10 protein-coding genes are annotated in these 11,671 nt (G+C 71.3%); 3 read left to right on the top strand and 7 right to left on the bottom strand.

Annotated features, from left to right (window positions below):
* A partial coding sequence (locus IH50_RS0105590; protein WP_030857894.1) for a condensation domain-containing protein occupies window positions 1-974 on the bottom strand: 974 nt, incomplete at its 3' end.
* Window positions 975-1,311: 337 nt separating this feature from the next.
* Here IH50_RS0105590 and IH50_RS0105585 point away from each other — a divergent pair.
* Window positions 1,312-2,154, top strand: a complete 843-nt coding sequence (locus IH50_RS0105585; protein ID WP_030857888.1) for a hypothetical protein — start codon at window positions 1,312-1,314, stop codon at window positions 2,152-2,154.
* 119 nt (window positions 2,155-2,273) lie between these two features.
* Here IH50_RS0105585 and IH50_RS0105580 read toward each other — a convergent pair whose 3' ends face one another.
* Genes IH50_RS0105580 through IH50_RS0105570 form a run of 3 tightly spaced genes read right to left on the bottom strand, consistent with a single transcriptional unit; the run spans window position 2,274 to window position 4,784 of the window.
* Window positions 2,274-2,966: a thioesterase II family protein gene (locus IH50_RS0105580; RefSeq protein ID WP_037872028.1), complete on the bottom strand. Its 693-nt coding sequence runs from the start codon at window positions 2,964-2,966 to the stop codon at window positions 2,274-2,276.
* 40 nt (window positions 2,967-3,006) lie between these two features.
* A complete protein-coding gene (locus IH50_RS0105575) occupies window positions 3,007-3,786 on the bottom strand; it encodes an ABC transporter permease (RefSeq protein WP_030857886.1) in 780 nt (259 codons plus the stop codon).
* Window positions 3,786-4,784, bottom strand: coding sequence for an ATP-binding cassette domain-containing protein (locus tag IH50_RS0105570; RefSeq protein WP_051767187.1), 999 nt, complete (start codon window positions 4,782-4,784; stop codon window positions 3,786-3,788). The genes IH50_RS0105575 and IH50_RS0105570 overlap by 1 nt, the downstream gene beginning before the upstream one ends.
* 194 nt (window positions 4,785-4,978) lie before the next feature.
* On the opposite strand from IH50_RS0105570, the gene IH50_RS0105565 reads away from it, so the two are divergent.
* The gene (locus IH50_RS0105565; protein WP_030857884.1) at window positions 4,979-5,404 is read left to right on the top strand and encodes an SCP2 sterol-binding domain-containing protein; all 426 of its coding nucleotides are present in this window, start codon (window positions 4,979-4,981) and stop codon (window positions 5,402-5,404) included.
* Between the two features lie 94 nt (window positions 5,405-5,498).
* On the opposite strand, the gene IH50_RS0105560 is transcribed toward IH50_RS0105565, so the two are convergent.
* Window positions 5,499-7,148, bottom strand: a complete 1,650-nt coding sequence (locus tag IH50_RS0105560) for an AMP-binding protein (RefSeq protein ID WP_030857882.1) — start codon at window positions 7,146-7,148, stop codon at window positions 5,499-5,501.
* 471 nt (window positions 7,149-7,619) lie between these two features.
* On the opposite strand from IH50_RS0105560, the gene IH50_RS0105555 reads away from it, so the two are divergent.
* Window positions 7,620-8,318: a DNA-binding response regulator gene (locus tag IH50_RS0105555; protein ID WP_051767186.1), complete on the top strand. Its 699-nt coding sequence runs from the start codon at window positions 7,620-7,622 to the stop codon at window positions 8,316-8,318.
* Here IH50_RS0105555 and IH50_RS0105550 read toward each other — a convergent pair.
* Both IH50_RS0105550 and wrbA read right to left on the bottom strand, forming a co-directional pair.
* Window positions 8,309-10,561, bottom strand: a complete 2,253-nt coding sequence (locus tag IH50_RS0105550) for a heavy metal translocating P-type ATPase (protein WP_030857878.1) — start codon at window positions 10,559-10,561, stop codon at window positions 8,309-8,311. The genes IH50_RS0105555 and IH50_RS0105550 overlap by 10 nt on opposite strands.
* 410 nt (window positions 10,562-10,971) lie before the next feature.
* Window positions 10,972-11,583 carry an NAD(P)H:quinone oxidoreductase gene (gene wrbA, locus IH50_RS0105545; protein WP_030857876.1) on the bottom strand — a complete coding sequence of 204 codons (612 nt, stop codon included), beginning with the start codon at window positions 11,581-11,583 and terminating at the stop codon, window positions 10,972-10,974.
* Window positions 11,584-11,671 lie beyond the last annotated feature (88 nt).

The following is an 11,671-nucleotide window of genomic DNA, read 5'->3' as shown; positions in this document are numbered from 1 at the left end:
AGTTCGGGGGCCGCCGGCAGGGTGTCGAGCCTGTCCAGCCAGTAGGCCCGCGCCTTCTCGTCCTCGCCGGCGGCTTCGACGGCCAGGCAGTAGTCACGGAACGACACGTCGACCGGCGGCAGCTCACACCCGGGATCGGCGTACAACTCCGCCCACTCCGACAGAAAGACCCGCACCGACGCCGCGTCCGCCACCAACATGTCCACACTCACATGCACCCGCGTCACCCCACCCGGCAGACGCTGCGCGAACACCTCGAACAACGGCCACTCACCCGCCGGCCGCACCTCGTGCGACAACCGCTCCCGCACCGCGGCCACCGCACCCTCCGCCTCCCCCACCGACAACCCGCTCAGATCCTCGAAACCGACCCCCACCTCACCCACATCCGCCAGCACCTGCTGACGCCCGTCCTCCCGCACCACCGCACGCAACATCCCGTGCCGCGCCACCAGACGCCCCAACACCACCGACGCACGCACCGGATCGAAGTCCCGCGACTCCAACTCCAGATACACATGCGTCGACACATCACCCAGCTCGAACAACCCCGACCGCCCCAGCCAGTACGCATGCTGCACATCGGTCAGACCGAACGGCTCACCCCACCCCGCCACATCGGGCCGCAGAGTCAGTTCCCTCTCGGCCTCGGCGAGCGGTGCCTCGGCGGAGGAGACGAGGGCGGCGTCGACGGCCGCGGCGAGGACGCGCAGGCTGGGCATGGCGACGAGGTCGGTGAGCGCGATGGGCACGTCCAGCTCGGCGTCGATCGTGATCTGGAGTTCGGTGGCCTGGAGGGATTCCAGGAAGACGGACTCGTCGAGGCCGGCGGGTGCCTCGTGGCCGGTGATGCGGCGGTAGCGGTCCCGCAGGTAGACGCTGATCTCCCGCATCCGGTCGGCCGGGGGGAGAGCGAGCAGGGCACCGCGGTCGAGAGTGGGTGTGTCGACGTTGCCGTTGCTGATCGGGGGCATCGGATCCTCCTGGAGGCGGTGCGGGGACGAACACCCGGGACCACGCGCCGGGTCCGGGCGGCACCCCGCGCGGCGTGCGGACATGCGGGCCTGCGGGTGCGAGTCCCGGCCAGGGTCACGTGCGGCGGAAGCCGGCCAACAGCCCTGAATGACTGGCGGGAAGGCCGGACGCCCGGGGACGCCCACCGTGCCCTTTCGAGGGGGCTAAGGGCACGGCTCTTCGGACGCGTCGTGCTGGGATTGGCCGGTCGGAGTCCCCGGGGGGACGGTGCAGGGGATTTTCCGACCCGTCGAAGGAGCGACTGTGGAAGGCCCGTCCCGCTCAACCAAATGGCAGGTGAGGCGCACCCTGCTGCGCCTGGTGCCGATACTGGCCGTGCTCGTCGCGGCCGGAGCGTTCATCGTCGCGAACCGCACCCAGGCCATCACCCCCGACGGAACGCGCGTCACGCTCGCCATGGCGCTCAAGGAATACCGCGATCATCCCTCGGCGCTCCGGAACGACCTGGGGCAGATCAAGAGTCCGGTCGCGCCGAGCGAGGAGATCAAGGGGTTCACCAAACCGAAGGCCGGCGTGTACACGTACCGGACCGACGGGGCGGACTCGATCATCTACGACGGGGACAAGTACGAGCGTCCCTTCCCGAAGGTGACCCACGCCCGCGTGCTGCACGCCTCCGGCTGCGTGTGGGAGTTGTACTTCACCCCGATCGAGGAGCACACCGACGCCCACCGGCAGTGCAGCGGCCAGGGCGAGTACCTGTGTCTGGCCCACATGCAGAAGGTGAGTTTCGCCGGTATCGAAGGTGACGAGGCCCACAAGTGCAACCCTGCCATGGTCCAGGTGGGCGGGGACGCGGTGAGGCCCGGCGGCAGGGAGGAGACCATCTGCGTCGCGCACGGTAACCGGGCCGCGATCAAGATCAAATACATCGGGGACGAGACGGTCAGGGTGGGCGGGGAGGAGAGGCAGGCCCACCACGTGAAGATCGACAGCTATGTGAAGGGCGACGGTCTCGACGGTGACGCCGTGGCCGACGTCTGGTTCGACAAGGAGGACGGCCTGTACCTGAAGGTCGTCAGGTCGGCGGACGTGAACGTGGACCGCGGCGGCGGCAACAAGGGCACCTACCGCGTCGAGGCGTCGTACACGCTGGAGTCCCGGACCCCCAAGGTCTGAGTGCCCCGTGCCCTCCGGGCCGTGCCCCGGCGCACGGCCGCCCCCGCCCGGACGGACAGGACAGCAGCGGGGCCACCCCGGCCGAAGGGGTGGCCCCGCTGCGGCGTCCGCCGGACGGATCACCGCGCCGGTGAGGCCGTCTCCTCGCGGATGCGGTCCAGCACCGGTTCGGGGTCGTCGGCGACGAAGAAGTGCCCTCCGGGCACCGTGTGCAGGTCGAAGCCGCCGGTGGTGTGCAGCCGCCAGGCAGCGCACCCGTCGGCGGGCGCCCGGTCGTCGTCGGCGCCGGCCATGGCCACGATCCGGCAGTCCAGGGGCCGTCCGGGGGTGTAGCGGTAGGTCTCGGCCGCGCGGAACTCCGCCCGCAGGCCCGGTTCGGCCGCCTCGCGCAGCTCGGCGTGGTCCAGCAGTTCCGGCGGGGTCCCGCCGAGCGCGCACACCTCCGTCCAGAACTCGCCCGTGGGCAGGCCGGCCAGTTTCCGCCCCGGTGACGGCAGGTGGGGGGCGACGTGGCCGGTGACGAACAGCACCTCCGGGCCCCGGCCGCCGCGGGCGCGCAGTGCGCGGGCGGTCTCGAAGGCGACCAGCGCGCCGAGGCTGTGGCCGAGGAACAGATACGGACGGCGCTCGGCGGCCAGGTGGTCGGCGCACGCCTCGGCCAGGGCGGTCACCGAGTCCGGCTCGGCCGGCGGCCGCCCCGGGAACCGGGCGCCGCGGCCCAGCACACGTATCTCGACGGAGGCGAGCCGGTCCCCCCAGGAGCGGTAGGGGGAGTCGGCGCCACCGGCGTGCGGGAAGCAGTACAGCAACATGGTGGGGTGCTCCTCTGTGCGGGCGGGCGGCGGGCCCGGCTCAGTCGTCCACCAGCCGGGCGAAGGCCGGGACGACGAAAATCTGGGTCACGACGGTGAGCCCGACGAGCACCGCCAGGGCCTTCAGCAGCGCCTCCGTGACCGTGCCGCTCTCCGGCCCCGTCATCAGGGCGCGGATGCCCTCGATGACGTAGGTGAACGGATTCCACGTGGTGAGCGAGGCCAGCCAGTCCTGCAGGAGGTACGGCGGAGCGGCGGCGGGACTGGCGAACAGCAGCAGCACCGACAGGGGCGCCATGGCGAGCGGGGCCTGCGGGTTGCGGGTGCGCAGGGCCACGACGTAGAAGATGCCGCCGTACGCCACCGACCAGAGCGAGGAGAGCACCAGCAGCAGGGCGACGCCGGCCGGACCGGAGTCGACGCGGGCGCCGAGCAGCACGCTGACCCCGAGCACCACGAGGCCGGCCGGCACCACCCGGATGGCGTCGAACAGGAGCCTGGACAGCAGCAGCGCCGAAGGGCGCACGGGTTGCAGCCGCAGCCGGTCGAGGAATCCGCTCTGCGCGTCGAGGACCAGGGCGGTGGCCGAGTAGCCGGATCCCATCATCCCGGTGAACAGCAGCAGGCCGGGCGCCATGTAGGCGGCGTAGGGGGTGACGGGAAAGCCCGGGATGAACGCCATGCGTTCGTAGCTGGACGCCACGAGGGTGATGAGGAACAGCGGGAAGAGGACGGGGAAGACGAAGGCGATCACGGGGCTGCGCAGGCCCTCGCGGAGGTTGCGGTTGAGCAGGGTCATGGTTCCCGAGAACGCGGTCATCAGATTCCTCCCCGGCCCGAGCCGACGGTCCTGGCGAGGGCCGCCGCGGCGACACTGCCGTTGTCCCCGGTCCTGCGCTCCAGCCCCTCACCCGTGAGGCGGATGAAGACCTCCTCGATGGTCGGATCGGTCACGGTGACCCCGGCCAGTGGGACGCCCCGGTCGTGCAGTCCCCTGAGCAGGGACGGCAGGACGTCGTCCCCCGCCGGCAGGTCGACCTGGAGGACGCCGTCGGCCGACCGGCAGGCGGCCTCGCCGACGGCGGAGACGGCCAGTTCGCGGGCCTCGGGTGTGGCCGGCAGGGTGAGGACCTTGCCGCCGATGCCCTTCTTGAGCTGCTGGGGGGTGTCGATCACGGCGACCGTGCCCTTGTCGAGGATGGCGATGCGGTCGCACAACTCGTCGGCTTCGTCGAGGTACTGGGTGGTGAGGAACACGGTGCCGCCACCCTGCCGGTAGGTGCGGACGAAGCCCCACAGGGCACGCCGGCTCTGCGGGTCCAGACCCGTGGTCGGCTCGTCGAGGAAGAGCAGCTCCGGACCGTGCAGCAGGGCGAGCGTCGCGTCGAGGCGACGCCTCATGCCCACCGTGTAGGTGGCGACGAGCCGGTCGGCCACCTCGGTGAGTCCGAACCCGGTGAGCAGTTCCTCGGTCCGCTCGGTGCGGCGGGCGGGGCTCATCCGGCGCAGGGACGCGACGAGGTGCAGATGCTCGCGGCCCGTCATGAGGGGGTCGAGCGCGGCCTGCTGGAGCGACAGACCGATACGGTCGCGCACCCGGGACCGGTGCTTGACGACGTCGAGGCCCAGGACCCGAGCCTGGCCCGATGTCGCGCGGGTGAGGGTGGTCAGGATACGGACCGTGGTGGTCTTGCCCGCTCCGTTGCGGCCGAGGAAACCGAACACTTCCCCCTCGGCCACCTCGAAGTCGACCCGGTCCACTGCCACCGTGCCGTCGTCGAACGCCTTGTGGAGGCCCTGGGCCTCGATGATGGACATGACGTTCAGCGTCTTGCCTCGGGTGCCCGCTGAACAGCGCTGTTTCGGAGCGTCGTTCGTGCCCCGCGCGGCACCCGTTCTAGGTGGCCGTTCGGGCCCGTCGGGCGTGCTGTGACTCGGGCGTCCCGTTGGCCCTGGGTCCCGCCGCCCCACTTCGGTACAACGGTGACACCGGACCAGACCGAGGGGATGTCGTGAGCGTCTTTCCCAGCGCAGAGTGGCTGAATTCGTATGTCGGGCTCATCAATTCCTCAGAGGAGTTCAAGGAGGCGGCACGCACGTTCCAGGCCGAGATCGCCTTTGTCTTCGAAGCGGAGGAGGAGCAAGGACTGCAGGACGACATCTGGTGCCACACCGAATTCGCCGACGGGGAATGCACATCCGCCGTCTACGACGTGGGACCGGAGGGATCGGGCGACACCACATTCGTGATCAGGGCGCCCTATACCGTGTGGAAAAGCGTCATCGAGGGCGAGATCGATCCCATCGAGGGGATGCTGGACGGCGACCTCATGGTGACGGGCCATTTGCCCACCCTGCTGAAATACGTACGGGCGACGGACGAGCTGGTGTCACTCGCCGCCCAGGTGTCCAGCAGCTTCGTCGACGAGATGCGCTGAGCCGCGGGGACCGTGGCTGAAGCCGCCCGGCCGGGTGTCCGCACCGGCGGGGCGGCTTCCGCGTGTGCGTCCTCCGCGGGGCGGCTCCGGCAGGTCAGCGCGCGGTGGCGACGACGTCGAGTTCACCCGCCAGGTACCGGTCGCGGCAGGTGCCGCGGCGCTTCTTGCCCGACGAGGTCTTGGGCAGGGTGGCGGGGCGGACCAGGACGACTTCGGCCGGGGCGTGCTGCGCGGCCCTGCGCAGCCGCTCGAACAGGTCGCGGGCGAGCCGGTCCTGACGCGTGGCGCCGCCGGTGCCCTCGGCGACCACCACCATGCGCTCGCGGTCGGGAAGGGAGAACGCGATGACGTTTCCGCCGCGCACGCCGGGGACCGCCTCGGCCGCGATCTCGTAGTCCTCCGGGTAGAGGTTGCGCCCGCCCACGATGACCAGGTCCTTGGACCGGCCGCAGATGTACAGCTCGCCCTCGTGCAGGAAGCCGAGGTCACCGGTGTCCACGTGTCCGCCGGTGAGACGCCCCATGCCGTCGAGGGGGGCGTCGGGGCCGGTCCAGTAGCCGTCGGTCACGCCGGGCCCGGTCACGCGCACCTCGCCGACCTGCCCGTCGGGCAGGGGCTCGCCGTCGGGGCCGTGCACCGTGACCCCGGTGCCGGGCAGCGGGCTGCCGCAGGAGACCAGCGGGCGGGCCGGGAGCTCGTGGTCGCCCGACTGGCGCGGCGCCCGGTCCGGGTCGAGCACGTGGACCGGGACCGCGGCGGAGGCCGCCGTCACGACGAGCGTGGTCTCGGCCATGCCGTAGGTGGGGCAGAGTGCCTCGGCGGGCATGCCGCTCTTGCCGAGGACCCGGACGGTTTCCTCCACCGTGTCGGCCGTCACCGGTTCCGCGCCGTTGATGGCCACCCGCAGCCGGGACAGGTCGAGCGCCGCGGGCCGCAGCTGCTGCGCCCTGACGGCCAGCCGGTAGGCCGAGTCGGGGGCGGCGATGATCTCGGCGCGGTGGGCGGTCACGGTCTCCAGCCAGCTCGACGGCCGGCTGAGGAAGTTCTCGGTGGGCATCACGACGGTGTGCACGCCCTGCACCAGCAGGCCGACCACCGAAACAATGCCCATGTCGTGGTAGAAGGGCAGCCAGCTGACGTAGGTGTGCCCGGGGCGCATGCCGAGCGCCGTCATGCAGGCGGACACGTTCCCGACCAGTTGCCCCTGGCGCACGGGAACGGCCTTGGACGACCCGGTGGTCCCCGAGGTGAACTGGAGCAGGCCGAGGGCGGAGCCGTCGGGCACCGGCGGCTCGGGCACCTGCGGACCCGACAGCGTCGTCGCGAGCCCCAGCACCCGGCATCCGGCCGGCACCCGTGCGTTCAGCCGGTCCGCGCGGTCGGTGAGCACGACGTAGGCCCCCGAGGTGACGATCCGGTGGGCGAGCAGTTCCCCGGCGGCCGTGTCGTCGGGCCGCTCGTGCGGCAGCACCACGGGCACGGCACCGAGCCGCCACAGTCCGAAGAGGTTCAGGAGCAGCTCCACGGACATGGGCGCGAGCACGCAGACGCGGTCCCCGGACCGGACGCCCGCACGGCGCAGCCGGGCCGCCACGCCGGTCGACGCGTCGTCGAGTTCGGTCAGTGTCAGGCGCGTCGGCCGCATGGTCCGGTCGAGCACGGTGAGCGAGCCGCCGTGCCGCGCCGAGCGGCGCAACGCGGCCGGTATCGACGGCTGTTCGGTTCCCAGGGAGTCGGCGGTCATGGGACGTGGCCCTCTCGGATAGCGGGAAGCACCGGCGCCGTCCCACGCTAGACGGATCGACACCGGCTCGCGTCCGTCCTTGGGAGAGGCCGTCCGAGGGTGCCCGAAAGGGCAGTGGAATCACTGCCCCCGCGCTCTGTATCGATCACGGAAAAGCGGAATGGCGTGATTCATTCGGGTGGATCCAGAGGCGGCGGTGGGCGGTGTTGCCCGTCACCAAGTCGTCATCTACTGTCTTCACGATCTACTAGCCCGGCGTAGTAGAACACGGGGTGAAGCGTCGCCGAAATCCTACCGGCAGCGTTCCGAACGATGTTGAGATCCGTCGGTTCCAACAGCGGCCGAACGAGGCAACCGGCCCCCTCGTCGGCTGTGATCAAGAATTCGCAGCACCTCTCTGTCCCCGCGATCGTTCAACGCGCAACTCCTTCCGAAGGAAAATTCCCGGACGAGAAACTCAGGAGAAAACTCATGACCGAGACAGCCCACACCGGCGCCCTCGAGTACTCATCCACGACCCACGACGGGCTGGACATCGCCCTCTTCGTCCCGAACGAGGTGGCGAGGTTCGGACTGCGCACGATGCTGGCATCGATCCGGGTGCGACATCTGATAGAAGCCGCCTCGTTCGAAGAACTCTCGGAACACCTGCGGCGTGCGCCCGTCGACGTCCTGATCATGTCCTGTCCGGGTCAGGAGGTCACCCAGCAGGAGGAACCGCTCCGCGAGATCTCCGCGATGAACGTCAAGGTGCTGTTCCTGCTGGAGAGCGCGTCGGAACGCATGATCATCCAGGCGGCCTCGCTGCCCGTCGACGGCTTCCTCGTGCAGTCGGAACTGACCAGGAACGCTCTGGCCGACGCCCTGCGCCGGATCAGCAACGGCGAGCTGTCCATGCCCTCGACGCTCGCGCGTGAGCTGCTGTCCCAGGTGCGCGAGCGCAACGGCGCCAAGGCGCCGCGTCCGGTGTCCCTGACCCCCCGGGAGCAGCAGGTGCTCTCACTGGTCGGGGACGGTCTGAGCAACAAGCAGATCGCCCGCAGGCTCAGCATCTCCGAACACGGCGCCAAGCGGCACGTGGCGAACGTCCTGGCGAAGCTGAACAGCCCCAACCGAACCCTGGCCGTGGTGACCGCGCTCAAGGAGGGGCTACTTCCGCCTCAAGCCTGAGCGGTGGCCCGCCGCGGACGCCACGACCTCAGCCGCAGGCTGTTGCCGACGACCAGCAGCGAGCTCCCCGACATGGCGACAGCGGCGATCATCGGGTTGAGCATGCCGGCCGCGGCGATCGGGATGAGAAGGATGTTGTACGTGAACGCCCAGGTCAGGTTGGAGCCGATGATCCCCATGGTCCGCTTGGCCAGCTCCAGGGCGTCCACGACCGCCAGCGCGTCCGTCCGCATCAACGTCACCGACGCCGCCCCGACGGCCACGTCCGTACCGGTGCCCATGGCCATACCGAGTTCGCATCCCGCGAGCGCGGCCGCGTCGTTGACACCGTCACCCACGACCGCGGCGACGCGGCCCGCCGCCTTCAGCCGTGCCACGAACTCGGCCTTGTCCTCGGGCGACGCGGAGTGCCGCACCTTCTCAATGCCCAGCTCGCCGGCGATCGCGTGGGCGGGCCCGGGGCCGTCCCCGGTCAGCATCACGACCTCGACGCCGAGCGTCCGCAGCCGCGCCACCAGTTCGACGCTGCCTCGCCGCAGCACGTCCCCGAGGGTCAGCACGGCCACGCACGCGCCGTCGATCTCCACCAGGACCGCGGTGCGGCCCGCGGCGTCGGCGCGGTCCCTGGCCTCCCCCAGCACGTCCGGCAGCCGGGTACCGGGAGGTATCCGGCGCACGCACAGGGCGTGACCCTCCACGGTCGCGCGCACCCCGGTCCCGGCCATGGAGGTGAACTCCGAGACGGCTCCGGGAGCGCGCCCCGCCGGAGGCGCGGCGGCGGCGATGGCACGGCCGACGGGATGCTCGGACAACTGCTCCACGGCCGCCGCCAGTCGCAGAACGGCGGCGGCCGGCCAACCGCCGGTGGTCACCGTGTCCAGCAGGCGCATCGTGCCCGAGGTGAGCGTTCCGGTCTTGTCGAGCACCACGGTGTCGACGGCCCGCAGTCTCTCCAGCACCTCGGGACCCTTGAACAGCACACCGACCTGCGCGCCGCGCCCCGTGGCCGCGAGCAGCGCGGTGGGAGTGGCGAGCCCGAGGGCGCAGGGGCAGGCCACCACCAGCACGGCGACGGCGGTGGTGACGGCGCCCTGCGCACTGGCGCCGGCACCCAGCCAGAAGCCCAGGACGGATGCCGCGAGGGCGAGCACCGCGGGCACGAACACCCCTGCGACACGGTCCGCGAGCCGCTGTATCCGGGCCTTGTGCGCCTGGGCCTCCCACACGAGCTGGGTCATCCGGGCGAGTCGGGTGTCGGCGCCCACCTCGGTCGCCCGTACGACGAGGCTTCCGCCGGCGTTCAGCGTCCCGCCGGTGACCCGGTCTCCCGGTCCGACCTCGCGGGGCACGCTCTCGCCGGTCAGCAGGGACAGGTCGATGGCGGCGCTGCCGCTGACGACCACGCCGTCGGTGGCCACCCGCTCCCCCGGTCTGACGAGGAACCGCTGTCCCGGCACCAACCGGGCGACGGGAAGGAGCCGTTCGGACGGCGGCTCGCCGGACGGCCCGTCGTCGAGGACGGAGACGTCCTTCACCACGAGTCCGGCAAGCGCGTACAGCGCGGAGCCCGTCCGGCGCCGTACCCGGTCCTCCATCAGCCTGCCGCACAGGACGAACAGGGGGATGCCGACGGTCGCCTCCAGATAGACGTGGTCATGTCCGCCGTCCGTGCTCAGGGAGAACGGCATGACCAGTCCCGGGGTGCCGGCGGTGCCCAGGAACAAGGCGTAGCACGACCACAGGTACGAGGCGACGACGCCCAGACTGACCAGCGTGTCCATGGTCGCGGTCGAGTGCCGCAGGGTGCGCAGCGCCCGGCGGTGGAAGGCCTCGGCACCCCACAGCGCCACCGGGGTGGCCAGCAGGAAGCAGACCCACTGCCAGTTGCGGAACTGCAGCGCGGGGATCATGGACACGAGCAGAACGGGCAGGGCCAGGACCGCGATCAGCGCCACCTTGACGCAGTCCTCGTCATGGCACCCGGACGCGGGGGGCTCGGGTGCGCCCTCGTCCGTGATCCGGTCGGCCGTGTATCCGGCGCGCCGCACCGCCTCGAGGAGGTCCTCCACGGGTACGGCGGCCGGGTGGACGACCCGGGCCCGGCCGGTGGCGAGGTTGACGCCGCAGGTGACGCCCTCGATGCGGTTGAGCCGTTTCTCGACGCGGGCCACACAAGCGGCACACGTCATCCCGCCGACGGCGATGTCCGTGGCGAGCGTCGGGCTCTCCCCCCGGGTCGTCATCCCGTCCGGCGAGGTGTTCGCGGGCGCCGCGGAACCCGTGCCGGATCCGGGGCTCATCGGGTGTGCTCCGCGCCGTGCGAGGCCTCGTCCCGGGGGTAGTGCCATCCCGGACGCAACTCCGGTGAAACCGGCCCCACCGTGCGCCCAACCATGTAGAACACGGCGCACAGCGCGCCCAGGGCCAGGACGAATCCGATCGCTCTGCCGTGGGTGAAGGAAGACCGCGGTCGCTGTTCTGCATCCATGGCCAGCTAGTCGCGTGCGCGGGGCGCGGGGTTCCCGCACATCCCCGATCGCCCCGGGCACGCTCACCCGCGGTCCCCGTCTCCCGGACAAGGTGACGGCGTCCGCCGCCGACGGCAACCGCCGGCGGCGGACTCCTCACCGGTCGGCCGCCGGCGCGCGCCGGGTCAGGCGGCGCGTCCCGCCTTGAGCGCGGCCGCGATCTCGACGGCACGGCGGGCCTGGTGGCGGGCCGCCTGCAGCGGCACCTCCCCGGGAGCGCCCTCGCCGACCACGTGGGAGGTGCCGTAGGGGTTGCCCAGCTGGTTCATGACCGGGTCGGTGTAGCCGGGGGGCACGATGACGCCGCCCCAGTGGTAGAACGTGTTCGCCAGCGCCAGGAGGGTCGATTCCTGGCCGCCGTGCGCGGTACCGGAGGTGGTGAAGGCCGAGTACACCTTGCCCTCGAGCTTGCCCTGGCCCCACAGCGGACCGGTGGTCTCGATGAACGCCCGCAGCTGGCTGGCCGGGTTGCCGAATCGGGTCGGGGTGCCGAACAGCACCGCGTCGGCCCAGTCCAGGTCGTCGTGGCTCGCCACGGGCACATCGGCGGTGTCCTGAAGGTGCTGGGCCCACTCGGCCCTGGAGTCGACCGCCTCCTGCGGAGCCGTCTCCGCGACCTTGCGCAGCCGCACCTGCGCGCCGGCCTTCTCCGCCCCCTCGACGGCCGCCTGCGCCAAGGCGTGCACATTGCCCGTGGAGCTGTAGTAGATGATCGAGACGTTCACGGATTCCGGCATCGGTTGCCTTCCTTCTTCATCGGGATACTGTTCCGTCCACCGGTTACGACGAGGCAGCCCCACGCAATGTGAGGTGCCGCGCCACCTC

Origin of the sequence: Streptomyces sp. NRRL S-37, from assembly GCF_000721605.1 — a bacterium.
Taxonomy (GTDB): domain Bacteria; phylum Actinomycetota; class Actinomycetes; order Streptomycetales; family Streptomycetaceae; genus Streptomyces.
The sequence above is the reverse complement of the archived record's forward strand: the minus strand, read 5'-3'. Positions and strand labels throughout refer to the sequence as shown.